Here is a 26,459-nt window from a genome sequence, read left to right as displayed (position 1 = left end):
ACTATTTCCATGATGGAATTACCGAAACAAATAGTTTGTAATAACCATTTCATTAGGTAGACAAATTTATTCCCAAGTAGAAAAATAAAGAAAATATAAAGTTTATTGATTGAATTATCAAATCCGAAATTTTATTATGCAACTCAAAATATTATTTTCCATAAAAAATTTTAGCCTTTTTCTTTATAAGCTAGGCTTAGATCGCATATTAAGAAAGTGTTTAAAATATATATAATATACACAGCAAAACTACCTACGGCTATGTACAGTCGCTTTTTGGGGCTTACCTATCATCTAAATAAAGACAGAATTTGTCGGGTTAAATTTTATAATTTAAGTAAAATTTAAACTCTAAAAAACAATGCGTTAGCAGAAGAAATAAAATATTTCCGCCTATCTTTTATCGAGATTTTCCTATTTACTTAATTCACTTCTTTTTTATTTGCTGTAATATCATAAATTTAGAAAACAAAGCTAAATAAAAAAATTATGTCAAAACCTGTTACTAATTTGAGGAAGTTATTTCTATTCCGCCTTTCTACAGGTGGAAAATATAAAAAATTTTGTTAGCGTCGCTTGAGATATTAAAGTCTAAACTTCTTCTGTGAAAAGCTGGAATCCGAACGATAACCTTCTCCAGCGTAACCAGCAGCAACAATTACCTGTTTGATTGACTCCTCAGAAGTTTTGAACCCACCGTGACAGTTTTAGCGTTAATATCGACATCCATTTTGACTTCAGGTTCCGTAACCTAGTAATTATTTTTGCACATCCCTCAAAAGCAATATTTGATACTTTCAGTTTTAGTGCCTTTTGTTACCTCAGTATGGGAATTTTAAAGTATTTCTTAATGATTAATTTTAAGCATCGAAATGCGATGTCTACGACGGGCTACGCCTATGCACATCCCGCCAAAGTCAGGTAGTAGCGCAAAAGCATCTTATTAGCTGCATATGTCTCACCCAATGGCAGAATTCGCTGGCAGTAATATGAAACAAAATGCAAGAATATATAAAGCTATTTATGAAAATACACCTACCTAGTGCCGCTACGCCTAAGTCGAAAGTCTAAAGTCTAAAGTTAAAAATACCTATGTCTTCAAATCCCCAGTACCTAAGCGGTAACGAAATTCGCAACATATTTCTCGACTTCTTTGCTCAACGGGAACACCAAATTCTCCCAAGTGCCTCCCTCGTGCCAGAAGACCCAACTGTACTGCTGACGATCGCGGGGATGCTACCATTTAAGCCAATATTCTTGGGGCAGCGCACACCAGAATTTAAACGGGCTACGACTTCGCAAAAGTGTATCCGTACCAACGACATTGAGAATGTTGGACGCACCAAACGGCATCACACCTTTTTTGAGATGCTGGGCAATTTCAGCTTTGGTGATTATTTTAAAGAACAAGCGATCTCTTGGGGTTGGGAAATCTCTACGCAAGTCTTTGGCTTTTCCCCCCAAAATCTTGTCGTCAGCGTTTTTAAAGATGATGATGAAGCCTTTGGAATTTGGCGCGATCAAATCGGTGTGCCGATAGCAAGAATTAAACGCTTGGGTGAAGACGATAACTTTTGGGTATCTGGCCCGACTGGCCCTTGTGGCCCTTGTTCCGAAATTTATTATGACTTCCACCCAGAACGGGGTGATGAAAATATAGATTTAGAAGACGATTCTCGGTTCATCGAGTTTTACAACCTCGTCTTTATGCAATATAACCGGGATGCTTCTGGGAATTTAACGCCGCTGCAAAACAAGAACATCGACACCGGTATGGGTTTGGAGAGAATGGCGCAAATTCTCCAAAAAGTGCCCAATAACTACGAAACTGACCTGATTTTCCCAATTATCCAAACAGCAGCGCAAATTGCTGGCATCGACTACCACAAAAGTGATGAAAAAACCAAAGTCTCTCTAAAAGTTATTGGCGATCACGTTCGTTCTGTTGTCCACATGATTGCTGATGAAATTCGCGCTTCCAACGTGGGACGGGGTTATGTGCTGCGGCGATTAATTAGGCGGGTGGTGCGTCATGGGCGATTAATTGGGATTTCTGGCGAATTTACTACCCAAGTTGCCGAAACTGCGATCGCTCTTTCCGAATCAGCTTACCCCAATGTGCGTCAGCGAGAAGCAGCAATTAAAGCTGAGTTGCAACGAGAAGAATCGAATTTCCTCAGAACTCTGGATAGAGGCGAAAAACTCTTGGAGGAGGTTATAAATCGTATATCTCCAATACGGGATGAGCAGTATCGTCCATCTTCTTCACCAGAACCAAAAGTTTCCGGTTTGCCAGAATCAAAAGTTTCCGGTTTGCCAGAACCAAAAGTTTCCGGTTTGCCAGAACTAAAAGTTTCTGGTTTGCCAGAACCAAAAGTTTCCGGTTCACCAAAACAAAAAATTTCTGGAATCGATGCTTTTACCCTCTACGATACTTACGGCTTCCCCTTGGAACTGACACAGGAGATTGCAGAAGAACAGGGACTAGAAGTGGATGTTGAGGGATTCAATACCGAAATGCAAAAGCAGGTGGAACGTGCCAAAGCAGCACATGAAACCATCGATTTAACTGTACAAGGTTCCCTCGACAAACTAGCAGAACACATTAAAGTCACCGAATTTATAGGTTATACCCAACCTGCTGCAACTGCTAAAGTCGAAGCGATTTTGGTAGAAGGTGTTTGCCAAGAGGAAGCAGAAGCGGGGACAGAGGTGCAAATTGTCCTTGACAAAACACCATTTTATGCTGAATCTGGGGGACAAATCGGCGATCGCGGTTATATCTCCGGTGATGGTATCGTAGTTCGGGTAGAAGACGTGAAGAAAGAATCTGATTTCTTTGTTCACTTCGGACGCATCGAACGCGGTACACTGCGCGTAGGCGATCGCGTCACCGCTCAAATCGATCCGGCTTGTCGCCGTCGCGCCCAAGCAAACCATACCGCAACGCACCTATTGCAAGCGGCATTGAAGAAAATTGTTGATGAGGGCATATCTCAAGCTGGTTCTCTGGTTTCCTTTGATAGGTTGCGCTTTGACTTCAACTGTCCCCGCGCGTTGACAGCAGAGGAAGTTCAACAAGTTGAGGAACAGGTGAACACTTGGATTGCTGAGGCTCATGCTGCCAAGGTGGAAGTATTACCTTTAGCAGAGGCGAAAGCTAGGGGTGCTGTTGCCATGTTCGGCGAAAAATACGGAGATGAAGTCCGCGTGATTGACTTCCCTAGCGTATCAATGGAACTCTGCGGTGGAACTCATGTCAGCAATACTGCTGAGATTGGCGTGTTCAAGATTATCTCGGAAGCTGGTGTGGCTTCTGGGGTGCGGCGCATTGAAGCCGTTTCGGGGCCAGCAATCCTAGATTACCTGAATCTGCGGGATAAAGTAGTTAAAGATTTGAGCGATCGCTTTAAAGTGAAACCTGAAGAATTACCAGACAGAATCACAAGTCTGCAAAGCGAACTGAGAAATAGCCAGAAAGAATTAGAAACCTTGAAGGTACAGTTAGCGATCGCAAAATCAGACAGCTTGCTACAAACAGCCCAAACCGTAGGCGATTCTAAAATTATTGTCGCCCAATTAGAAGATGTCGATCCAGAATCATTGAAAACCGCAGCCGAACGCTTGTTGCAAAAAATCGGTAACGGTGCAGTGGTGCTGGGTTCTGTTCCTGAAGAGGGGAAAGTAAGTATAGTTGCAGCTTTTAGTCCAGAAGTGAACAAAAAAGGTTTGCAAGCTGGTAAATTTGTGGGTGCGATCGCTAAAATTTGCGGCGGCGGCGGCGGCGGAAGACCAAACCTAGCCCAAGCTGGCGGACGCGATGCAAGTAAATTACCAGATGCATTGGGACAAGCGGAAAGTGATTTAAAGTCCGCGTTGGGTTAACCAAACCGAACGGTAACTCTTAGTAGGGGCAGAATTTTAGGCGTTGCATATTTACGGGATGATTTAGCAACTCCCAAAATTCACCTCTACCCCTCTGCCTCCCCCACCCGCTACTTCCTCCCCATTCCCCAGATATGCTTCAGACTTTTCTATAATAATTAAGTCATTCCCGTCATCAAAAACAGCCTGTGACTACCACTCCTCTATCTCCAATTTCAACTGCTCAGGTTCCAGATACGCTAGGCCGCTTCGGACGCTTTGGCGGTAAGTATGTACCTGAAACGCTCATGCCTGCCTTGGCTGAATTAGAAACAGCTTATCAGCAATACCGCAATGACCCTGGTTTTCAAGCAGAACTACAGCAGTTGTTACGAGACTATGTAGGACGTGCCACACCATTGTATTTTGCTGAACGCCTGACTGCTCATTATGCCCGACCCGATCGCACCGGGCCACAAATTTATTTAAAACGTGAAGATTTAAATCATACTGGCGCTCACAAAATCAATAATGCCCTTGGTCAGGTATTGTTGGCGAAACGCATGGGTAAGCAGCGAATTATTGCTGAAACAGGTGCCGGACAACATGGAGTTGCTACAGCCACAGTTTGCGCTCGTTTTGGGCTGGAATGCATAATTTACATGGGCGTTCAGGATATGGAACGCCAAGCTTTGAATGTTTTTAGAATGCGGTTGATGGGGGCAGAAGTTCGTCCGGTGGAAGCGGGAACGGGAACCTTGAAGGATGCCACTTCTGAAGCAATCCGCGATTGGGTAACAAATGTGGAAACAACTCACTACATCCTGGGTTCGGTAGCAGGGCCTCATCCTTACCCAATGATGGTACGTGATTTCCATGCAGTAATCGGCGAAGAAACCCGCGCCCAAGCAATGGAAAAGTGGGGTGGATTACCTGATATTCTCTTGGCTTGTGTCGGTGGTGGTTCCAATGCGATGGGACTATTCTATGAGTTTATGAAGGAATCTTCTGTACGCTTCATTGGAATTGAGGCAGCCGGCGAAGGTGTCAATACCGAAAAACACGCAGCTACCTTGACAAAAGGACGAATTGGTGTATTGCATGGAGCTATGAGCTACCTACTCCAAGATGAAGATGGGCAAATTATTGAGGCACACTCAATTAGTGCGGGGTTAGATTATCCCGGTGTGGGGCCAGAACACAGCTATTTAAAGGATACTGGTCGCGCCGAATATTATAGTGTGACAGATGCAGAGGCTTTGGAGGCATTTCAGCGATTATCGAAATTGGAAGGGATTATCCCGGCATTGGAAACAGCCCATGCGATCGCTTACCTCGAAACCCTCTGTCCTCAACTAACCGGCAGTCCTCGGATTGTAATTAACTGCTCTGGACGTGGTGACAAAGATGTACAAACGGTAGCCAAGTTATTGTATCCAGCGTAAATCTACATAAAATATTTGGGAGAAAACAATAATGGGTCAACAATTCCAACACCCAATGTTACCGCAACCCACTCACGACGAGTTGGCACGCCAAAACTTTGTGCAAACTATGAAAATGCACATTTTCAAGAATGTCACTCCTGGTAATAAAGAAATTTATGAAAAACTAGCCAAGCCGAAGTTTGAACAAGAACATCAGCGCCCTCCCCAGAATCGTCATGAAATTCGGGAAGTAATGCAGCACCAACCCTACTATCGCTGGACTGGTGCCCTAAAGCGCATTAACCAGGAAATGTTATGGGATGCAGTAAATGCCAACGTTGACAGACAACTACCAGAGTTGATTGAGCGTGCCAAAGATAAGGGTGGTGAACTGGGTACTTTAACCCTAGATCCAAATTTTCAAATACCTAATTATCAAAAGGCTGTAGACATTCACTGTATGCCCGGAGGATATCACAGTGAATTCACTGCCGATGATGTCGCAGCCGGTGCAACCTACGATCGCGGCGCTTACGTTTATGGACTCGGTTGGTTGGGGCCGCTCAACGATGATATGGGGCTATCTATAGTCCAAAACTACCTTTTAGCAGAGTTTCCCAACTTTCGACCGAGAAAAATCCTCGATATGGGATGTTCTATTGGCAATAGCACATTACCTTATGTGGATGGTTTCCCAGATGCAGAAGTTCATGCTATAGATATAGGCGCATCTATACTGCGTTATGCTCATGCAAGAGCCGAAGCCTTGGGAAAACGGGTACACTTCTCTCAGCAAAATGCCGAACATACTAACTTCCCCGATGAATCATTTGACTTAGTGGTTTCTCACATTTTGCTGCATGAAATCCCCCCGTCATCTGTGCGTAAAGTTATGCAAGAGTCTTATCGTCTACTGGCTCCTGGTGGCATGATGATTCATTTAGAAGCACCCCTGTATCATCACATGGATCTTTATACACAGTTTATTTATGATTGGGAAACCGCTAACAACAACGAACCCTTCTGGAGTGCTGTACGCGATTTAGATTTGGTGCCGCTAGTTACTGAAGCTGGTTTTGCAGCAGATAAGACATTCGAGAAATTTGTCCCGAATGGGGCATGGAAAGCAAAAGAAACTAATGGTATGTTTCAAAATCGTAACTCAGCCACCCAAGGCACTTGGTTTATGGTTGCTGCAACCAAGTAAGAATTCGTAATTCGTAATGACGCTCGCGGACTCGCTACCGCTACGCTAACGTAATTCGTAATTTAGGAAGTCAATTTAGGAAGTCAGATTTTATCTGGCTTTCCTCGTTTTGTATGTCTACGTCTTATTTTGGGAGAATTGGTATTAGGATGACAAAAATAGCCAAGGGTAAACGACCTGTTTACTTAGAAAATCCGCAGACTGATAAATTGTTAGCGATCGTCATGGCTTTGACTGGTGAAGTGTCCGTGCTGCATGAGCGGCTAGACACCATTGAACGATTGCTAGAGATGAAAGGTATTTTATCGGCTAGTGAGATTGAAGCTTACGAGCCGGATGTCAAAGTAACCAAGGAACGGGAACAGTGGCGTGCAGAATATATTGCACGGGTGTTGCGTGTGATACAGGAAGAGTTAGAACCTCTGAAATAAGTCTAGTTGAAATCACGTAGAATTTGGCTGAATAAATCCAGCCATTTTTTATCTGAAATTCCGCATCTTCAACTATCACAATCGGTTTTTACTGCTTTTTTGACATAAAAAAGCCATTTAATATACTTAAGTACAGTAAAATAGCTGAATTTATGAAGATAAATAAGCATAATCTGGAACTCATAAATTCAAAAAAATCTAGTAATTACACTATGTGACAGTCTAGATGCGGAATAGGGGATAAAAAGAATCATACTAATGGTAGAAGACAACTATTGACTAAATAGTAATATTTTTGCGTTAAATCGTGAATTTAAACGTTTGCTAGTAGTTTTTGAGCAAAAAAGCCTACAAATAGAGCTATTTAGACCTATAAGCAATTTGTCACATTGACATTCGTTGGTTACATTGTCTAAAACTTTACTGCCAACAAATGATCAAACAAATAATTTACAGCGTTACTTTAGGCACTATTGCTCTCAGTAGTGGAGCGATCGCTACTTCTGTAACAAATCCAGCTTGTACGCCAGTACCTTCAAACGTATCGAATAATACTAATCAAATTGCAGCATATAGCATGGACACTGCTGCTCTAGAACAGTCGATTTTTAACCAAATCAATAACTACAGAGCTTCTCAAGGGCTACCAGCGCTGACTCGTAATTCTGCCATCGATAATCAAGTTAGGCTTCACAGTAAGAACATGGCTAATGGTAGTGTTCCCTTTGGCCATAATGGATTTTCACAACGTCTTAATGCAACTGGTGTTTCTTACAGATCGGCTGCTGAAAATGTCGCTTATAACCAGGGATATGGCGATCCTGCCACAATAGCTGTTCAAGGCTGGCTCAAAAGTCCAGGGCATCTTGCCAATATCAGAGGTAATTATAATTTGACGGGGATTGGTGTCGCCAAAAACAGTCAAGGTGTAATCTACTTCACACAAATGTTCATTCGCTCATAGGTTTGACGCGATGTGCAACTTAATATTCTGACCTCACTTCCATTGCTCTTTCCTGCAAAGAGAGAAAGGCATTGAGTTAATACGCTTGGTTAGCGCCAAAAACCTTAAGTTGGGTTACGCTTTGCTTAACCCAACCTACAATTTTTCTTGACTGAACTGTATTGGGCTTTGAATTCTACCTATTCCTTATTATTAAGCAAGGAGATTAGGTTTGAGTAAAAATTGCACACAGCGTTAGATTTGGTAAAGTTTAGGTTTTTTCTTAAATTCCCCAGACTTTAACCTGTTAGCAAAGCTTTTGCTTAATAATTCATGAAAATCTGAAATTATGAGCAAAATTAACCATGATTTTCATGAAGCTGACCTATTGAAATACTGACAATTAGAAATGATTGCTTGTGTTACTTGTAAAGGATATAGCCAAATTGCCGAAATTCATCATTACTTAATAGTATTGTGGTATATATCTTCGGAACAATAAGGTAGAGTAGAAGTCTTATATCTCTACACATTACGCAATTCTCCATGTTCCGACAAACTGCTTTTGGCATCGCTTTAAGTGCGCTTGTCCTTGCTAGTGGATTAACGACTGCTCCGATACCAAATCATACTTCTACAAATACATCCACCCGTAATAAGCTGTTGTCGCTTTTTTCTAGTCAGGTTGCAATATCGACTCCTACTTTTAAAACTACTGAGTTAGAAAAATCAGTATTTGACCAAATTAATCGATATCGGGTTTCTAAAGGGCTGCCAAAGTTGACTTTAAATACAAATTTAACTCGACAGGCTAGAATTCATAGTCAAAATATGGCTAAAGGCAAAACCCCATTTAGCCATCAGGGATTTGAAGGGCGAGTCAAAGCTATCCCGATTCGCTACAACAGTGCCGCGGAAAATGTTGCTTTTAACCGGGGATATAGCAACCCCGTGGAGGAAGCTGTTACTGGCTGGATCAAAAGTCCTGGACACCTAAAGAACCTTAAAGGAAATTACAACCTGACTGGAATTGGTGTTGCGACTAATAATCAAGGCGAAGTCTACCTGACACAAATGTTTTTTCGCACTAGGTAGATTTAATTTCTGATTTTTTTGCACAATAATAATGTAGTGTCTGACAAGACTTTTTTCTGCTGGGCACTGCTATTATTTTTGAACAATTAATGACATTACCAGATTTTCAGGTGAGCGATCGCGACCTCAGTGACGCAACCCTTAGCCAGTATTTAGAATCTACAGCGATCGCAGTTGATACAGAAACGATGGGATTATTGCCGCTGCGCGATCGCTTGTGTCTCGTCCAGCTGTGCAATCCAGAAGGGAAAGTGACTGCAATCCGCATAGCCAAAGGACAAGCTGACGCCCCCAACTTAAAAAAACTTTTGGAAGCAGTCAATGTTGTAAAAGTGTTTCACTTTGCTAGATTTGACTTGGCCACTTTGCGAGCCAATCTGGGGATTCAGGTAGAACCGATTTTTTGCACCAAAATTGCCAGTAAATTAGCCCGTACTTACACAAATCGCCACGGACTCAAAGACGTTGTACAAGAGTTAGAACAAGTGGAACTAGATAAAAGCTCTCAAAGTTCTGATTGGGGTAACGCCGTTAGCTTATCTGAAGCTCAACTAAGTTATGCTGCCAATGATGTGCGCTACTTACTTAGCGTGCAACAGAAGTTAATACAAATGCTCAAACGAGAAGAACGTTGGCAAATTGCTCAAGAATGTTTTGAGTTTCTACCAACGATAGTTTCCTTAGATTTGTTGCAATTCAAGGATCTATTTGAACACTAATCGAATAGGTAATGGGGAGTAGAGAATAATGACAAGAAATTTTTATTGCTCGTCAATCCCAACTAATTATATGTCAAGTTGAAATTGATAGGTAAGCAAGTTCGTAGTAAGGACTAAAGTCGTTATTTTCCAAGCACTAAAGTGCTTACTACAAACCCTCATACTAAGTTACAGCAGATTTCAAGGAAAGTGTTGTACACAAAGATTCGTTTAAAAGCCAGGTATGTATAAAGCCTGTTTTACTTCTGGATTCTGACTTCTGAATTCTGAATTCTGCTGTATTTTTTGCCTAAGAGCCAACATTGGAATCATTAGTGTCTCTAGGAGTTTTAGATTCACTAGCAGCTTCCTTGAGGTTACTTGCTCCCTCTTGAATGCCTTCCTTAAGGTTACTTGCTTGCTCTTGAATACCTTCTTTAAGGTTACTAGCTCCTTCTTGAATGCCTTCCTTAAGGTTACTTGCTCCCTGTTTAATGGATTCTGTGGCGCTAGTACCGCCCTTTTGCAGATTTTCTTGGTGGTTTTTCAGCCGATCTACAACATTGTAGTCATCTGCACCAGGGGGAGTTTTTGATTCAACAATCCCTTCTGTTGGGCCACCGATCGCTTTCCATGCGCCAAGACCACCTTTGAGTTGGGAGACATGCTCAAATCCATTAGAACGCAGTTGTTGTGCGGCTTGGGCAGTGTCTTGTTCGTTAGCACCGTAAACGTAAATATCACGGCTCTTATCTAAAGAAGGTACTGCGCGTTGTACCAATTCATCTGCTGGCATTGGCATTGCTCCCATAATGTGACCTTCGTTGTAGGTCGAGCGATCGCGTACATCCAGAATTGTAAAAGCTGGTTCACCCCATTCCAAACGACTCTTCAGGACATGAGCATCAGTTTGTGCTTCTATTGGTGGTTGTGGAGGAATGATGCCGCCTACTAAATTATTAACCATAATTTTTCCTTGCTGACGATATTAATAGCAATTTAGCGAACTGAAGATATTTAATTGATCTTTCTCTGGTATGAGTATTCTTAAACTCTCTCCTCAGATAGACTGAGTATTTTCCAGAAAATCAACCAATTAATCAATTGTAAATAATGCCATTTGATAGTATTGAGATAAAATATTTTCTTTAAAAAGAATCCAATATATTTAAAGAAAATATTTTAGTCATCTGAGATATTTTAGGTTTTACGTAATTCTTCATGAATCAAGAAAACGTTAGTTTGAAATGAAAAATATTTAGCGATCAATATAGTAATTGATACCTTTCTAATATCAGCGATCGCTAATAATAATGTCTCCTCAATTTTCTGCCATACTTATAGCGTTATATACAGGATATCAGAAGTTTGTGAGGTACATACGCTAAATCTGTTAGCCAAATATAAAGGGTGTTTTACTTCTGAATTCTGCTGTCAGCAGTACTATTGAAACAAGCTCCCAGCAATTTATTGACATCATGATATTGCTAGAGCAATTCTGCTTTTGTTTGTTAAAGCTGGTTTTGACGCCCTATATACCTTCTGGCGATGCTTTCAGTCCTTGGCTTGTCATAGCTCAGGCTCAAACTTGTAGTATAGTATATGCTTAAGAGGGCAGCTACATGTAAATGCACCAGGGTAGATTTTCGTAGACCTTCTTCAAGAGAACATATCTATTGGTTATAGTACAGTCGAGTAAGTAGGAGTTGAGAATCTAGATTCGCTGATAAGTTAGTTTATTAGCCTTTGTAGAGACCTAATTAATCAGGGAGTGCGTTACTCTTTTCAAGTTGTATCAATTGCCATCGCTTCTGGATGTGTCTTTTGACTATTTGCGATTACGGAGATGGTTTTTAATTATACTTATTCCAAATGTAAAAATTTAATATTATACAATACAAATTCAAAATTATGCAAAAATTATGCAATAATAATAAATTTTATCGGCATGATGATTGCTGAGGTTGCGATCGGCTTCATAGAAAATTAAATGTATACAAGTACTACAGTAGCAATGGTACTCAACAAAAATACGTAAAGTAAAGCTTGCGCAACAGCAAATCGCCTAATCTACAATAGACAGCATTATGGTTATGGTTACTGCTACTACTCCCAAAATTCTGATCGTTGATGACGACTTCGGTGTCCGAAATCTCGTCTATCGTTTTTTAAGTCGGAAATATCAAATAGAGTCCGCAGCAGATGGTAAGACTGCCTTATCGTTGTTTGAGCAATTCAACCCAGCTTTAGTAATTCTGGATTGGAATTTGCCGGATGTTACTGGTTATAGCCTTTGCCAAGAAATGCAGAGTCGTACTAATGTTTTAGTGCTGATACTGACTAGTAGGACTGACGAGGCTGATAAAATTAAAATCTTAAGCGCAGGTGCTGATGATTTCATGACTAAACCATTTAGTCTTGCAGAAGTTGAAGTTAGAGTAGAAGCTCTTTTGAGGCGGATACGCTACATCAATCCCTCCCCAACACAACGTATCGTTTTCAAGCAGCTAGTAATTAATCCAGAGGGCCGCGAGGTAACACTTAATGATAAAACTCTTGCCTTAACAGCACTAGAATTTAATATCTTACATTTTTTGGCAAGTCATCCTAATCAGGCTTGGAGTCGCCCACAGCTAATCCAAAAAATCTGGGGTTGCGACTACATAGGAGATGGCCGGGTAGTTGATGTGCATATTGGTCAGCTTCGCAAAAAGATGGAAGTCGATCCCAGCATACCGGAGTTTATTAAAACTGTGCGAGGCTATGGTTACAAGTTTGAAGCGCCCGATGATAATACTAATTTGTAATTAATCAGTACTTGCACTATTGTTTACTAATGGAGACAAAAAAGCGCATTTAGGCATGGGGTAATAATTAGAAATTATCATGACATCTGACTTACCTAAATACTTTTACTGAGGCTTGACTGTATAACTTGCGTTAATTTGGGACGTTGATACAAACTGATTTGGTGATTTCGTGTCTGCTCAAGCTTCAGACAGTAACTTTATTGCTTTTAATATATCGTCTCGAGATAAGTTCCAAAAAAATCAAAATGTACAAAGCTTATCCGAAGTTTCTTCTATAGGTAAAATTTGGGACAAGCATAGAGCTAATACTGATAAAGTGTTGTATTATTACGCCAAAGCAGACGAAGATTATTTTCAGCAGTATGCTTGGCGGATGAGAATGTGTTCCGAGTTGCTGGAATTTCAATTAGTGCCAAACGAATCGGAAGGTATTCTCAAGTTAAAGCTATCAGATACCCGATTCTGTAGGGTTCGTCATTGTCCGATTTGTCAGTGGCGGCGATCGCTGATGTGGAAAGCAAGAGCTTACAAGATTCTCCCACAAGTTGTCACTGATTACCCTAAGCACCGTTGGCTATTTGTTACCTTGACTGTAAAGAATTGCCCGATTGAGGAACTCAGGGAAAACTTGGATTCGATGAATAAGGCTTTTAAGCGATTGACTGAATTGAAGGTATGGCCTGCGAAAGGCTGGGTGAAGTCTACAGAAGTGACTAAAGGTAGAGATGGAGTCTCAGCACACCCGCATTTACATATTTTGGCAATGGTGGTCTAAGCTAATGGTTGCAAAGCCTTTAAGTTTCCGCCACCGTCCTGAACCATAAGTTTTACGCAAGCGTTCGACTTCACGAATGGAGTTACCAACAGCAATTATTTCAATATTAGTGATGTCTCCGATAATTTAAAAATTCAAGTAAGCATTACTCCTAGTAAATATTGCAACAAAGAACTTTTAACCACAACCCACCGCCAATCTTTGACTAACCAACTCAGCCGCTAAATGTATTGCTGCTTTCATACTCATAGCATCAGCAATTCCCTTACCTGCAATATCAAACGCTGTTCCGTGATCGGGTGAAGTCCGAACGAAAGGAAGACCTATAGAAGTATTAACTGCCCGATCGAACGCCATCAGCTTCACAGGAATTAAGCCTTGGTCGTGGTAAAGTGCCAAGTAAGCATCAGCGGGATTTTGTACTAAAAAATTTCCATACCAAGCTTGACCAGGTTTAACCCACATCGTATCTGGCGGTATCGGCCCATCTAGTTGCAATTGTGGTCGGTTTTGTCGCTCTTGCTCCAACCAGGGAATTAACCAATCTTGTTCTTCATGTCCAAGTTGTCCCTGTTCGCCACTGTGGGGATTCAAACCTGCGATCGCAATTCTCCCTCTATATATACCAAAATCTTTCTCTAAACACTCCACTAGCAAATCTAGTTTTTGTGTCAACAACTGCGGTGTCAACACATCGGCTACTTGACGTAGGGGAATATGTGTGGTTGCTAGTAAAGCGCGGAGTGTCCAACCAGTATGAGGCGATCGCGCTACAAATAACATCCCAAAACGGTCAACACCTGATTTTTGTGCCAAAAGTTCCGTTTGCCCTGGATAATTATATCCTGCGGCTTTCCAAGCAGATTTAGCGATCGGCCCTGTGACAATACCATCAAATTTACCAGCCAGTGTTTGAGCGATCGCATATTCCATATACGCAAAACTAGCCGCACCACTGGCTGCATTACCTATTCCTGAAATAATTTGATCTTTAATTTTTCCATCCAATTGCACATCGCTGACTGACAAATCATCTGGATTTGCCAAAGCTACTAAATTCTCAGTTAAATTCAGTTTGTGATAAATCTCTGCCAGCAAATCTCCGTTACCCACTACTGTAACGTCATATTTTTGACGAATTTCTGGATCGGCTAAAGCTTTCAAAATCACCTCCGGCCCAATCCCCGCGGGATCTCCGAGCGTCAGCGCCAAACGCGGACGATGCTCTTTCACAAATATTAAACTACCTTGATTATTTTGATACATAAAAATTCTTCATAATTATTATCATCAAAATTTTCCAATTTACCCATCTTCTCTTCTGCCAATAGTAGGGATTGCCCCCCAAGCCAGTAGGGATTACCTGCTAAACTAGTTTAAAATTGTTTACACAGGTCTAATCCTAGCAACTGTTGAAAAGCTTCTAATAGACCTAGTTTACACACCAATTTGCATAAGGAGAATCACTCTAATGGGCGGCGAAATTTTGAATGCAGCTCTATTGTCTTTCGGTTTAATCTTCGTAGGCTGGGGCTTAGGCGCGTTGTTACTGAAAATTCAAGGCACAGAAGAATAATTGAGTGCTGAGTTAGGAGTTAAGAGTTAAGAGTTATTATTCTCCCCATTCTCTACTCCCTACTCCCTTTTTCATCGAAATGAGAAAAAAGCTTGTCCGTTAATCGGACAGCTATTTTCTCATGAGTCTATCCAAATAAATGGATTTTCTGAGAAAAGATGTAAACTTTTGTTTGCATAGGTTATTCTGATAACATTCTTTTCATAAAACATTAAAATTTATTACAACCCTCATGACATTATTAATCGTCGGTGCCACTGGCACCTTAGGAAGACAAGTGGCTCGTCGTGCTATCGATGAGGGATATAAAGTACGCTGTCTTGTCCGCAGCAGTAAAAAAGCAGCTTTTCTTAAAGAATGGGGTGCAGAACTCGTCCCCGGAAATTTACGTTACCCCGATACCCTAGCGGAAGCTTTAGTTGGTGTAACCCAAGTTATTGATGCCTCAACCTCTCGCCCTACAGATTCATTGAGTATCAAACAAGTGGACTGGGAAGGCAAAGTAGCATTGATTCAAGCAGCAAAAGCCGCGGGTGTAGAGCGTTTTATCTTCTTTTCAATTTTAGATGCTGATAAATACCCAGAAGTGCCGCTAATGGAAATTAAGCGGTGTACAGAACTATTCTTGGCTGAGTCAGGCTTGAATTATACCATCTTGCGGCTAGCCGGGTTTATGCAAGGTTTAATCGGTCAGTATGGGATTCCCATTTTGGAAGGACAGCCAGTTTGGGTAACAGGTAATTCTTCTCCCATCGCCTATATGGACACTCAGGACATTGCTAAGTTTGCAATCCGGGCATTGAGTGTACCAGAAACGGAAAACCAAGCTTTTCCTGTAGTCGGTACTCGTGCATGGAGTGCAGAAGAAATTATCAACCTGTGCGAACGCTTATCTGGAAAAGATGCCAGAGTAACGCGGATGCCAATAAACTTACTGCGTGCTGTACGAGGCATAATGCGATTTTTTCAGTGGGGATGGAACGTAGCAGACAGGCTGGCGTTTACAGAAGTATTGGCTAGTGGTAAACAGTTAAATTCTTCAATGGATGAAGTATACACAGTGTTTGGTTTAGATCCGCAACAAACCACAACCCTAGAAAGTTATCTCCAAGAGTACTTCAGTCGAATCATGAAGAAGCTCAAAGAAGTAGACTACCAGAAAAATAAAAATAAAAAGCAAAAACCTAAAAAAACTCCTTTTAAACAGTCTTCAAAAGCCAACAGTCAATAGTCATTACACAACAGATATTAGTCGTCAAACTCTAGACTCTGGATATTTGACTCTAGATTAATGACTACATGACCAAAAATGTGTAAGGATTAACAGAATACAAAGCATCGCCTAAACTTGGATATTTGAGTGTGCCGAAAGCAGGCATTATCTACAATGACGTTAAACCGATAGCGGGCCGTGTCGCTATCGAGTTGAAAGACAAGCTAACCGCAGCCGGTTGGAATGTATGTATCACATCGAGTATCGGTGGTATACTGGGCTACCCTAATCCGGAGAGTCCTGTGTGCCACACCCCCATTGACGGTCTGACACCCCCTGGTTTTGACTCAGATATGGAGTTTGCAGTGGTATTAGGGGGAGACGGCACTGTTCTAGCAGCGTCTCGTCAAGTAGCCCCTTGTGGTATTCCACTGCTAACAGTGAATACCGGCCACATGGGGTTTTTGACGGAAACTTTCCTAAATCAATTGCCTCAAGCACTAGAACAGGCGATGGCAGGTGAGTATGAAATTGAAGAACGAGCTATGCTCACTGTCAAAGTGTTTCGCGATGATTCAGTACTGTGGGAAGCTTTATGCTTGAATGAAATGGTGCTACACCGGGAACCTTTGACCTCTATGTGCCACTTTGAAATTGCCATAGGGCGTCATGCGCCAGTAGATATTGCGGCAGATGGCGTAATTGTTTCTACACCTACTGGTTCTACAGCTTATTCATTGAGTGCTGGTGGCCCAGTGGTAACTCCTGGCGTACCTGTTTTACAGCTAGTACCCATTTGTCCCCATTCCCTAGCTTCTAGAGCATTGGTATTTCCAGATACTGAATCGGTGAATATCTACCCAGTCAATATTCCTCGGCTGGTAATGGTAGTAGATGGTAATGGAGGGTGCTATATTTTACCAGAAGATAGAGTATATATGGAGCGATCGCAATATAGTGCCCGATTTATTCGCCTACAACCGCCTGAGTTTTTCCGAATTTTGCGAGAAAAATTAGGTTGGGGTTTGCCACATATCGCTAAACCAACTTCGGTAGAATTGCCGTAAGCATTGGGCAGGAGGCAGGAGGCAGGAGGCAGAAGTTTTTAAATTTGAATTGATTTCTCCCTCATCTTCTCACTCCCTACTCCCCAACTTATTGATTTCCTTCCAGAATTACGGTATGGAGATTGAATTTGGAGTTAGTTATTAAGATTGCATCCGAGAATTCCATAGCTGACACCTGAACGTGCTAAAACATCCTTAGCAGCGCGTCAAATCAGAATTGCTACATCACTAAAAGCTCGTAATTGCACTTTATAACTGATGTAAAGATTTTCTCTAGAATATCTTTACAATCCCAAATCCCATATCCCAAATTGTTATGACAGTTGCTCAAAGTCCTTGTGTTTTGGTGATTGAAACCGATGAGAGCCTTGCAAATCAGCTTTCTTGCGATTTGCAAGAAGCTGGTTATGAATCAATTTTGGCTCATGATGCAACGAGTGGTTTACAACACTGTCGCGATCGCCAACCTGCTTTAATTGTTTTAGACCGGATGTTAGCAGGAGAATCAGGACTCTCATTGTGCAAAAATATGAGAAGCACTGGTATGCGATCGCCTGTATTGATTTTAATGGCAAGGGATACAGTTGACGATCGTGTAGCTTGTCTAGAAGCTGGAGCGGATGATTATATCCTCAAACCTTACCGCTCAGAAGACTTTTTAAAGTTGATTCGACTCTACTTAAAACCCGATGTGGATACCACAGAGCAATTACGCTTTGGGGATTTAATTTTAGACATAGCAACTCGCCGTGCCATACACAACGGTCGACCAATTGACTTGACAATGAAGGAATTTGAACTATTAAAATTCTTAATGGAACATCCCCGTGAGGTATTAACCCGCGAACAAATTCTAGAAAATGTTTGGGGTTACGACTTTCTAGGTGAGTCGAATGTAATTGAAGTGTACATCCGTTACTTGCGGTTAAAAATCGAAGATGAAGGTCAAAAGCGCCTCATTCAAACAGTGCGAGGCGTAGGGTACGTTTTAAGAGAATCCTAGTATACTGTAGCGGGAGTTTGCCTATCTCCTTGCCTCATTCCCAGTTTCGGATTGGGAATGTAAATTTGGGTGCTACTGCCTCCCAGCCAAGGGATTTTTCTGGCTACAACACTGTAAAATTGAAGTCTAAATTACAAAATCGAAAAGCTATATGACTCGTCGGCTAAGTTTGCTCTCGATAGTGCTGAGTATTTTTCTGATGGGTTGTTCTGTGCCAACAACTGCTAAATCTCCTAGCCCCACCTCTGGTTCTAAAACTCCAGTACCAGAAAGTTTAGGTCAAAAATTACCAATTTCTGCGAAAGCCATTGTGCCTAATGGTACAACAATTCAATTAGAGGTAGCACAGACACCAAAACAGCAAGCGATGGGATTGATGTATCGACCAGCTTTACCAGATGACCGGGGGATGCTGTTTGGATTCCCTTCAGCACAACCAGTCAGTTTCTGGATGAAGAATGTACCGGTACCCCTGGATATGGTATTTCTACATAAAGGTGTAGTTAAATATATTCAGGTTGCTGCACCTCCTTGTGCAAGTGAGCCTTGTCCTACCTATGGTCCCAATACACCAATTGATAAGGTGATTGAACTTCGTTCTGGAAGAGCTGCCGAATTGAAGTTGAAAGTAGGCGATATTCTCAAAATTGAGTTTTGAAACTCTGGTACTTTGCGGGGATATAAATTTGGGTAATTACTCGGTTGAAAACCTATACGGTCGAAATATATGTTTTTTCTGTAAAAAATGTCACTGTGTGTGGTCAAACAGCACTTGTAACGCTACTATTTAAAAACTGTAGTAATAATGTAAAATTCTACTGTATCAAACCTGAAATCGCAGTCTTCAGGTTTAGTCTCAAAAATATTCCCTTGGGCGTAAGTGTAAATAGTCGCCAATAAGAGAGTATAGGCTATGGAATCTTTATTACTAGCTGTGTAATTAAATAAAACACAAAGGTAAATAAGATGAAGCCAATTTAATTAGGTAAAAATACTAGTTAATAGTCAAGTCGATGATTTGTATGAGAATTTTTATTTCTCAGACCATCTATGGGAAGCCTCTGTTGAAGGCAGATTAACAAAAACTGTGCTGGGGTGTATAGCCGATAACGGCACAGTGACAGATGAAATACTGGCTACTGTCTACCGAGTAATGGTGAACTGATATATGACAATACATTCTGCACAAGGAGGTGAGATACAAATGTCACCATCAAAATATTCCCGACTGATTCATTTTTTGCAAGAAGATTTGGCAATTTCCACAGCATCACTAGCGGTGGCACTTCGGCATCGGGAGCAAGACCCAGGCCCTTTGGCAATGATTCTTTGGCAATATGGGTTAATTACTCTAGAGCAATTAGAACAAATTTATGATTGGCTGGAGACGGCGTAGACTATACCAATTTTGGATTGGAGATTTTAGACTTTGGATTAAAAGTTTCTACCAAATGCCTATTAGCAGAATCCTAAACAATATTATTGATGCCAATTTGGTATGATACTAAGTTGCCAAAGTTATTCTTGTTTGGTGTCAAAGATACAGTGCGACTTTCTTCAAAGCAAATAATACTATCTAGGGCAACTTGGTGTCATTTAGGAGAATTGAGGTATGTCACATCAACTCCACCTTATGCAAAGGTTGAGACATATCTCTCTTGACTCTGACGGTTTCTACTCTATATACAAATTAAAAGAGCGAGTTGATAATTTAACTCGCTCTTTTGATTTAGTACTCAGGACTGACTAAACACTTTAACTGCTGCTGCTATACCAGAACCAGGAGTAAAGTCTTCGTAGCCAAGTTGTGTGAGGGTAACTTCTAAGGATGCTATGCAGCTAAGGATATCGCGATCGCTCACAAAACCCAAGTGACCAATACGGAATATTTTATTACTCAAATGGTCTTGACCGCCTGCTAGGGCAATATCAAAGCGTTTTTTCATCAATGACCGAATTTTATCCGGTTCAATTCCCTGTGGTGCTACAGCCGTAATCGCTGGACTAGCAGAGTTATCTGCTGCAAGCAGGGGTAAATTTAACCCTTTAATGGCGGCACGGGTAGCATTCTTCAGCCGCTCATGTCGAGCAAATATTGATTCTAAGCCTTCTTCCTTCATGATTCGTAACGTGGTGTGTAACGCTACAATCAAGTTCACAGGCGGAGTAAATGGAGTTGTATTTTTGGCTGTAGCTTTGCGATATTTGCCTAAATCCAAATAATATTTCGGTAGCTTCGCAGTTTTGTAAGCTTCCCAAGCTTTGGCACTGACAGAGACAAAACCCAATCCCGGCGGAATCATATAACCTTTTTGGGAACCAGAGGCGACGATATCCAAGCCCCAAGCATCCACGGGTAGATTGAATGCACCCAAGCTCGTGACAGCATCAACGATAATTAAAGCTTCACCGTGTTCTTTAACGTGGCGGTTGATAGTTTCTAGGTCATTCAACACACCCGTCGAGGTTTCACTGTGGGTAATAATTACAGCTTTGATTTGCTTTTGGGTATCTGCTTGGAGTTTTTCAGCAAATACTGCGGGGTCTAAGGGTTTTCCCCATTCCACCTTAACTTCTTCTACATTCAAACCGTAGGCTTGACCAACTTCTACCCAGCGTTCGCCAAATTTACCATTAGAACCAACTAAAATGCGATCGCCTGGAGAGAGAAAATTAATTATACCTGCTTCTACAGCACCCGTACCACTGACATTCAGCGTCAGCACATCACTTTGAGTTTGGTGCAGCCACTTCAGGTTTTCCGTCACCTCTGCCAATATGTTGCTAAATTCACTAGTACGGTGTCCAATCGGATGCTTGGCTAATGCCAGTAAGGCAGCTTCTGGCACCGGAGTTGGGCCTGGAATCATCAGCATCAGCTTATCGTTCATGTGTCTATCCTAAAAGTCAAATAAAAGTCAAAATTGTGGAAAGTTGGTTAAGTTTGATAGCAAATCCTTAGATATTCATCTACAAATTCCACTCAGATCGTCACCAGCCTTGTTGTATATTTTCCAAATTCATAGGAAAAGTATCATGGGAGTTAATCGGTAAGCTTGACCTTTGCAATTTATACCAGACTCTAACTCAAATCAAACCTTTGTTCCAGGCAATCTTACCACACACCTAGACGCCAGGTTAAGGTGTCTGCTCGTAGGCGAACGGCTATTTTAGCCAAGGATGAAATGTCTATCTATATCTCAGTTGTTTTTATAGAAAAACGCGAAATCGTTTTGAACATCGCAGTAATTCTCGGTGAAAAAGCTGTGTTTTGCTTCCAGGAAAGAAGTAACCTCCTACACTATACGGAAAAATTGGATGTCACCGTTTGCTAAGAGATAGAAGATACCCAACCCAAACTTTTCAATCTATTTGGGTCAAAGATTTGTTTTTGGATTTCCATTGTCTAAAAAATACCTTCATCTATGATTTATTTGAGTCAAAATCGCTTCAATGCCAATATCCAAGCCTTTTCTGGTTTATTTGATAGCGACTAATTTGACGCAGAACTTGAGATATCTATGCTACTAATTGCTGCATTTTTTGATACTGCACTTAGTGGTAAGCGATGCCGACGGCAGACTACGCCTATGATAATAAACTATAAGTTTTTATACTATACTTACAAAATTGTTACAATCGTGCTTAGTCTCCTTAGTTACTATTCACGGTGAGTCGTTTTTAACTAGTGTTCAGTTCATAAACTGTCACTCACTAGATCCCCGGTATTCTTGTAAAAGAGATATTCTTAGTTAGTGCAAGGAGTGATACCATTTCACCACATGTTTGTCACAAGTTATCCTCGTAATACTCTCTCCTCAGAGAGTGTTGCAGATTTCAAATGTTGCATCAAACGAGTGAGTTGGTATAAGCTTTTACGGAAAAGCGCTTGAGTGAGCAAAACTCTCAAGCGCTTTTTTGTGTATAAATAAAACAGTCCTACTCTCTGGACAGCTATACATGTGTGTTTAAATACACATTTATCAGAGGAATAGACTACTGCTATAAAAATTGTGACAACATATACTTGATGACTTTAAAATTTGTGCGTTCCGTCAAAACCTTTTTAAGTGACTGAACGTACCACACGAATTAGTTTTCCTTGCAAAGGTTCTTCTGTTGCCACAGCCTCATCTATTCGTGCTGCAAATTGTTCCCAATTACGATTATTCGTGCAAACAAAAATACCGAAGTGGTTAGAATGACCACGATGCAAACGGATAAAATCAACTCTGTTGATAGTTAATATTGAGCGTTATTGACTGATGGCAAATGCTAGCACTTCCTCATCAGAGATACCTTGGTCTGCATTTTCTGCTTCTTGAACTGTCAAAACATCATGCCCCAAAGCGCGTAATAATTCCACAACTCAAAAAGGAAAACTGCTCATCTGCGTAAAAACGTGCCATCCATTAGGCTACCTCATTACGCTCAATTGCCAATTCGATTTCATCGGGATGAGCTTCTGCATATACCCAAGCATTAGCTAAATCTGTAGCTGTAATAGTTGGATAGCTCGTCAAAAGATCAGCATTACTATATCCAAGACCGTGAGCTTCCACAAGTACCCAAACAGGAATACGAGTTTTAGCGATGCGAGCCTCTCCACCACAGACTCTAGGAGTTTTTTCAATTCCTTGCCAATTGTTGCCGAGACTTTGAGAAAGTAACTGTATAGCCTGCAATTTTTCACGCTTGTCTGAGGGCAAGCAGTTGTTGTTCTAATTCTTTGAGTGTCACGGATGTAAATCCTCTGATGTTTTGTCAGGCTAAATTTACAATTTTATCAATTGCTAAGTACAACATTTCATTAATTCGTAGCGAATTCCCTGCGGGAAGACGTACCACTTCGTGGAAGCAAGCTACGCGTAGCGTCTCGTAGAGAAGCGCATCTGCATTTAAATTTCAACCCTCAATTCGCCACGATTTTACACAAAGCCGTACTTAGCTAACTACAAAGTTCACCAACTTTCCAGGCACCACAATTACCTTTTTAATCTCTTTGCCTTCGATGTAACGCTTGGCAATTTCTGATTCACGAGCATATTTTTCTAACGCTGCTTTATCTGCTTGTGCTGGTACTTGAATCGAGCCGCGAGTTTTACCCATAACTTGAATCACTAAAGTGATTTCATCAGCTACTAAAGCAGCCGGGTCAAATGATGGCCAAGTTTGAGTATGAACTGAATCACTTTCACCCAATAAATGCCACAATTCATCAGCAATATGTGGTGCAAATGGTGCTAGTAACACCACTAAAGTCCAAATACCTTCTGCGTAAATTGGTGAATTTTTGCCGTCAGCATCAGTTAAGGCATTACTCAACTTCATTAATTCTGAAATAGCGGTGTTGAATTGATATTCGTCTTCCACATCTTCTGTCACCGCTTGAATCGCCGTGTGAATCGCCCGCCGCAATTCCTTTTCTACCTTAGTTAAATCAGATTGAGCTTTTTTACGGGATACCCCAGCCGCAATATAATCTGTCACCAAACGCCAAACCCGATTTAAAAAACGGAATTGTCCTTCCACATCGGCTTCATCCCATTCCAAATCTTTTTCTGGCGGCGCTTTGAACAAAATGAACATCCGCGCTGTATCTACACCGTATTTGGAAATTACATCTTCTGGCGCTACACCGTTGCCCTTTGATTTAGACATAGTGGCATAGAGACGTTGCAACGGTTCACCTGTCTGGGGGTCGCGCGGGTCGGCTGAATTTACCAGATTAGAAGGAATCCATTTATCTTTACCACCCTTATTAGGATTTAGATAAGTTAAACCCTGCACCATACCTTGCGTTAAAAGGCGTTGGAAAGGTTCGTCAAAATTTAACAAGCCTCTGTCCCGCAGAACCTTAGTAAAGAACCGCGAATACAACAAATGTAAAATCGCGTGTTCAATCCCACCCACATACTGGTCAACTGGCATCCAGTCGTTTATTTTACTAGAATCGAAAACTTGTTGTTCATTCTTAGCGTCAGGGAAGCGCAAGTAATACCACGAGGAATCAATAAAAGTATCCATCGTGTCGGTTTCCCGCTTTGCTGGAGTGCCACAAGTTGGACAAGGTACATTTACCCAACTCTCTAACTGAGTCAAAGGTGAACCGCCACGTCCAGTAAATTCCACCTCTTCTGGCAACTGCACTGGCAAATCTCGATCGGGAACTGGTACTATCCCACAGTTAGGACAGTGAATTACAGGTATCGGTGCGCCCCAGTAACGCTGCCGCGAAATCAACCAATCCCGCAAACGATATTGCACCCGCACTTTACCAAAACCTTGTTGTTCGGCGTATTCAATTATTGCTTGTTTAGCATCTGTGGATGTCATACCAGTAAAAGCCCCAGAATTAATTAAAATTCCTGGTTCAGTATATGCCTGGTTATATTCAATTTGGATGAGTTGTGTGACTTCATCAATGTCTGATGTTGGGGTTAAGTCAAAACCTGCAACATCATCTGGGGAAACGATGACAAAATCAGCCGGCAAATCGTAATTTTTGGCAAACTTAAAATCCCGGATATCGTGTGCTGGTACACCCATCACTGCTCCAGTACCATACTCATACAGTACATAGTCAGCAATCCAAATCGGCACTTCTTCCCCTGAAAATGGGTTAATTGCCTTACCACCCGTAGGTATACCCCGCTTAGGTTTGTCTTCAGCAGTACGTTCCAACTCACTTTGATTGGAAACCTCTTTAATAAAGGCTTCTACAGCTGCTTGTTGTTCTTTTGTAGTGACGCGCTTTGTTAAGGGATGTTCTGGTGCTAACACTAGATAGCTAACACCATAAACTGTATCTGGGCGTGTGGTGTACACGCCGATTTTTTCATCTATCCCAATGATGGGAAATTCTAAGTAAGCGCCTGTAGATTTGCCAATCCAGTTTGCCTGCATAGACTTGACGCGTTCCGGCCAACCTGTCAATTTATGCAAGTCATTGAGTAATTCTTCGGCGTAGTCGGTAATCTTGAAAAACCACTGGCGTAATAATTTGCGCTCAACTATTGCCCCACTGCGCCAAGAACGTCCTTCATTATCAACTTGCTCATTTGCCAGTACAGTTTGATCGATAGGGTCCCAGTTTACAGCTGCTTCTTTTTGATAAGCTAATCCTGCTTGCAAAAACTGCAAGAAAATCCATTGTGTCCATTTGTAATAATCTGGCGAACAGGTAGCAAGTTCGCATTCCCAATCAATAGATAAACCAAGACGCTGCAATTGTTGCCGCATCTGAGCCATATTCTGATAAGTCCACTTTGCTGGCGGTACACCACGGTCAATGGCGGCGTTTTCTGCTGGCAAGCCAAAGGCATCCCAACCCATTGGGTGTATTACCCGATACCCTTGCATTCGCTTGAGGCGGGCAATCACATCGGTAATCGTATAATTACGGACGTGACCCATGTGTAGGCTGCCCGATGGATAAGGGAACATGGAAAGAGCGTAGAATTTTGGCTTCTTGCTAACTGTCGGTGTCTTATCTAAGCCAAGTTCTACCCATGTTTTTTGCCATTTTTCCTCAATTGCTGCTGGGTTATATCGGGAATCCACCAAAAATTCTCCTACTGGGTCTACGTCTATTTACTATGTCAAGCTATCTATGTCAACATAGCAGGTTAATCTAAATATTGTAGGTCAACTACTCACAGATTTATATATATTCAGTGCGGTTGAGGAGCAGCCTAATTATGCTCAAACTGCGACCCTTTTAGATATCGCAAGAATTATTTGATCGAGGTTTAGGGACTTTCAGTTAAAAAAACATCCCATCCTTGCGGGACGCTCCGCGAAGTTAGGGGCACAAGGTATTGCGCCCCTACAAATCTACAAATAATTTGGGATAATTTATTTTTTGGAAGTCCCTTAAATGGTTGAATCAAATATAAAATTGTCTGGTTTGGTGCGGGTTTTTGTCTACGGCACGCTCAAACCAGGTGAAGCTAACTATAAAAGATACTGTGCTGGCAAAGTAGTTGATTTCAAAAGAGCCTTTGTACAAGGCAAATTATTTGCTCTGCCAATGGGCTACCCAGCGATGACACCAGGGGATAGCCAAGTTTATGGATATTTACTTTCTTTTTCCCACCCAAAGATTTTAAATGAGCTAGATGTACTGGAAGATTACCAGCCCAATAGACAAACGCCAGAAAACCTCTATAATCGACAAATTATCGAGGTTTATGAGCCACAGTCGCTCTCTCTGGGTTGGGCTTGGATTTATTTAATGACTTTAGAACAAGTTGATCGATTAGGCGGCTTCCTCCAACCTGGGGGCTGGTGGAGCGGCTGTGGTTTAACCCCAAAGTACAATTACAATCTTTAAGCTGTTAACTTTGCG

At 41.5% G+C, this 26,459-nt stretch carries 20 protein-coding genes and 2 pseudogenes; 16 read left to right on the top strand and 6 right to left on the bottom strand.

The genetic code is table 11. The features are described 5' to 3' along the window. The first annotated feature begins 1,092 nt into the window (after positions 1-1,092). From alaS to ACM0OX_RS03240, 7 genes are all read left to right on the top strand, one after another. Entirely contained in the window at positions 1,093-3,885 is a 2,793-nt protein-coding gene (gene alaS / locus ACM0OX_RS03270) for an alanine--tRNA ligase (protein WP_414513036.1), read from the top strand. A gap of 188 nt (positions 3,886-4,073) precedes the next feature. Beyond that, complete coding sequence (gene trpB, locus ACM0OX_RS03265) at positions 4,074-5,309, top strand: tryptophan synthase subunit beta (protein WP_414513035.1); 1,236 nt, start codon at positions 4,074-4,076, stop codon at positions 5,307-5,309. 31 nt (positions 5,310-5,340) lie between these two features. Continuing rightward, positions 5,341-6,498: a class I SAM-dependent methyltransferase gene (locus ACM0OX_RS03260; protein WP_414513033.1), complete on the top strand. Its 1,158-nt coding sequence runs from the start codon at positions 5,341-5,343 to the stop codon at positions 6,496-6,498. Positions 6,499-6,647: 149 nt separating this feature from the next. Beyond that, entirely contained in the window at positions 6,648-6,929 is a 282-nt protein-coding gene (locus ACM0OX_RS03255) for a hypothetical protein (protein WP_414513031.1), read from the top strand. Between the two features lie 433 nt (positions 6,930-7,362). Continuing rightward, on the top strand, positions 7,363-7,893 hold the full coding sequence (locus tag ACM0OX_RS03250) for a CAP domain-containing protein (RefSeq protein ID WP_414513029.1): 531 nt from the start codon (positions 7,363-7,365) through the stop codon (positions 7,891-7,893). A 525-nt stretch (positions 7,894-8,418) separates the two neighbouring features. Beyond that, entirely contained in the window at positions 8,419-8,967 is a 549-nt protein-coding gene (locus ACM0OX_RS03245; protein WP_094352573.1) for a CAP domain-containing protein, read from the top strand. A gap of 89 nt (positions 8,968-9,056) precedes the next feature. Beyond that, on the top strand, positions 9,057-9,686 hold the full coding sequence (locus tag ACM0OX_RS03240) for a ribonuclease D (RefSeq protein ID WP_414513026.1): 630 nt from the start codon (positions 9,057-9,059) through the stop codon (positions 9,684-9,686). A 499-nt stretch (positions 9,687-10,185) separates the two neighbouring features. On the opposite strand, the pseudogene ACM0OX_RS03235 reads toward ACM0OX_RS03240, so the two are convergent. Next, a pseudogene (locus tag ACM0OX_RS03235) lies at positions 10,186-10,632 on the bottom strand (rhodanese-like domain-containing protein); the annotation flags it as partial. Between the two features lie 1,120 nt (positions 10,633-11,752). Between ACM0OX_RS03235 and ACM0OX_RS03230 the strand changes: the two are divergent. Further along, positions 11,753-12,472: a response regulator transcription factor gene (locus ACM0OX_RS03230; RefSeq protein WP_414513024.1), complete on the top strand. Its 720-nt coding sequence runs from the start codon at positions 11,753-11,755 to the stop codon at positions 12,470-12,472. A gap of 172 nt (positions 12,473-12,644) precedes the next feature. Further along, a complete protein-coding gene (locus ACM0OX_RS03225; protein WP_414513023.1) occupies positions 12,645-13,250 on the top strand; it encodes a protein rep in 606 nt (201 codons plus the stop codon). Positions 13,251-13,427: 177 nt separating this feature from the next. Here the strand turns inward: ACM0OX_RS03225 and pdxA are convergent, their stop codons facing one another. Beyond that, complete coding sequence (gene pdxA / locus ACM0OX_RS03220; protein WP_414513021.1) at positions 13,428-14,516, bottom strand: 4-hydroxythreonine-4-phosphate dehydrogenase PdxA; 1,089 nt, start codon at positions 14,514-14,516, stop codon at positions 13,428-13,430. A 205-nt stretch (positions 14,517-14,721) separates the two neighbouring features. On the opposite strand from pdxA, the gene ACM0OX_RS03215 reads away from it, so the two are divergent. From ACM0OX_RS03215 to ACM0OX_RS03190, 6 genes are all read left to right on the top strand, one after another. Then, positions 14,722-14,826 carry a PetM family cytochrome b6-f complex subunit 7 gene (locus ACM0OX_RS03215; RefSeq protein ID WP_094344256.1) on the top strand — a complete coding sequence of 35 codons (105 nt, stop codon included), beginning with the start codon at positions 14,722-14,724 and terminating at the stop codon, positions 14,824-14,826. Positions 14,827-15,058: 232 nt separating this feature from the next. Next, positions 15,059-16,057: an SDR family oxidoreductase gene (locus tag ACM0OX_RS03210; RefSeq protein ID WP_414513019.1), complete on the top strand. Its 999-nt coding sequence runs from the start codon at positions 15,059-15,061 to the stop codon at positions 16,055-16,057. A gap of 131 nt (positions 16,058-16,188) precedes the next feature. Next, positions 16,189-17,106, top strand: a complete 918-nt coding sequence (locus ACM0OX_RS03205) for an NAD(+) kinase (RefSeq protein ID WP_292858358.1) — start codon at positions 16,189-16,191, stop codon at positions 17,104-17,106. A 316-nt stretch (positions 17,107-17,422) separates the two neighbouring features. Beyond that, a complete protein-coding gene (gene nblR / locus ACM0OX_RS03200) occupies positions 17,423-18,109 on the top strand; it encodes a response regulator transcription factor NblR (protein ID WP_099103317.1) in 687 nt (228 codons plus the stop codon). Between the two features lie 151 nt (positions 18,110-18,260). Further along, on the top strand, positions 18,261-18,767 hold the full coding sequence (locus ACM0OX_RS03195) for a DUF192 domain-containing protein (protein WP_414513016.1): 507 nt from the start codon (positions 18,261-18,263) through the stop codon (positions 18,765-18,767). A gap of 510 nt (positions 18,768-19,277) precedes the next feature. Further along, positions 19,278-19,505, top strand: a complete 228-nt coding sequence (locus ACM0OX_RS03190) for a DUF2949 domain-containing protein (RefSeq protein WP_012410503.1) — start codon at positions 19,278-19,280, stop codon at positions 19,503-19,505. Positions 19,506-19,845: 340 nt separating this feature from the next. On the opposite strand, the gene ACM0OX_RS03185 is transcribed toward ACM0OX_RS03190, so the two are convergent. The 4 genes and pseudogenes from ACM0OX_RS03185 to leuS form a co-directional block, all read right to left on the bottom strand. Continuing rightward, positions 19,846-21,000, bottom strand: coding sequence for a pyridoxal-phosphate-dependent aminotransferase family protein (locus tag ACM0OX_RS03185; RefSeq protein ID WP_414513014.1), 1,155 nt, complete (start codon positions 20,998-21,000; stop codon positions 19,846-19,848). 1,175 nt (positions 21,001-22,175) lie between these two features. After that, positions 22,176-22,475: pseudogene (locus ACM0OX_RS03180) on the bottom strand (DUF5615 family PIN-like protein). Positions 22,476-22,521: 46 nt separating this feature from the next. After that, the gene (locus tag ACM0OX_RS03175; protein ID WP_414513012.1) at positions 22,522-22,818 is read right to left on the bottom strand and encodes a DUF433 domain-containing protein; all 297 of its coding nucleotides are present in this window, start codon (positions 22,816-22,818) and stop codon (positions 22,522-22,524) included. A gap of 235 nt (positions 22,819-23,053) precedes the next feature. Further along, on the bottom strand, positions 23,054-25,672 hold the full coding sequence (leuS, locus tag ACM0OX_RS03170; protein WP_414513010.1) for a leucine--tRNA ligase: 2,619 nt from the start codon (positions 25,670-25,672) through the stop codon (positions 23,054-23,056). Between the two features lie 316 nt (positions 25,673-25,988). Between leuS and ACM0OX_RS03165 the strand changes: the two genes are divergently transcribed. Further along, a complete protein-coding gene (locus ACM0OX_RS03165; RefSeq protein WP_414513008.1) occupies positions 25,989-26,444 on the top strand; it encodes a gamma-glutamylcyclotransferase in 456 nt (151 codons plus the stop codon). Positions 26,445-26,459: the final 15 nt, after the last annotated feature.

Origin of the sequence: Nostoc sp. PCC 9305 (genome assembly GCF_963920915.1) — a bacterium.
Lineage (GTDB): Bacteria > Cyanobacteriota > Cyanobacteriia > Cyanobacteriales > Nostocaceae > Nostoc.
This window is presented reverse-complemented; position numbering and strand designations above follow the sequence as displayed.

Coding starts and splice junctions, on each gene's coding strand:
- ACM0OX_RS03240 (WP_414513026.1), top strand. CDS start 9,057: ATGACATTACCAGATTTTCAGGTGAGCGATCGCGACCTCAGTGACGCA.
- ACM0OX_RS03195 (WP_414513016.1), top strand. CDS start 18,261: ATGACTCGTCGGCTAAGTTTGCTCTCGATAGTGCTGAGTATTTTTCTG.
- ACM0OX_RS03250 (WP_414513029.1), top strand. CDS start 7,363: ATGATCAAACAAATAATTTACAGCGTTACTTTAGGCACTATTGCTCTC.
- ACM0OX_RS03165 (WP_414513008.1), top strand. CDS start 25,989: ATGGTTGAATCAAATATAAAATTGTCTGGTTTGGTGCGGGTTTTTGTC.
- ACM0OX_RS03215 (WP_094344256.1), top strand. CDS start 14,722: ATGGGCGGCGAAATTTTGAATGCAGCTCTATTGTCTTTCGGTTTAATC.
- ACM0OX_RS03245 (WP_094352573.1), top strand. CDS start 8,419: ATGTTCCGACAAACTGCTTTTGGCATCGCTTTAAGTGCGCTTGTCCTT.
- pdxA (WP_414513021.1), bottom strand. CDS start 14,516: ATGTATCAAAATAATCAAGGTAGTTTAATATTTGTGAAAGAGCATCGT.
- ACM0OX_RS03230 (WP_414513024.1), top strand. CDS start 11,753: ATGGTTATGGTTACTGCTACTACTCCCAAAATTCTGATCGTTGATGAC.
- ACM0OX_RS03190 (WP_012410503.1), top strand. CDS start 19,278: ATGACAATACATTCTGCACAAGGAGGTGAGATACAAATGTCACCATCA.
- ACM0OX_RS03210 (WP_414513019.1), top strand. CDS start 15,059: ATGACATTATTAATCGTCGGTGCCACTGGCACCTTAGGAAGACAAGTG.
- ACM0OX_RS03260 (WP_414513033.1), top strand. CDS start 5,341: ATGGGTCAACAATTCCAACACCCAATGTTACCGCAACCCACTCACGAC.
- ACM0OX_RS03185 (WP_414513014.1), bottom strand. CDS start 21,000: ATGAACGATAAGCTGATGCTGATGATTCCAGGCCCAACTCCGGTGCCA.
- alaS (WP_414513036.1), top strand. CDS start 1,093: ATGTCTTCAAATCCCCAGTACCTAAGCGGTAACGAAATTCGCAACATA.
- nblR (WP_099103317.1), top strand. CDS start 17,423: ATGACAGTTGCTCAAAGTCCTTGTGTTTTGGTGATTGAAACCGATGAG.
- ACM0OX_RS03255 (WP_414513031.1), top strand. CDS start 6,648: ATGACAAAAATAGCCAAGGGTAAACGACCTGTTTACTTAGAAAATCCG.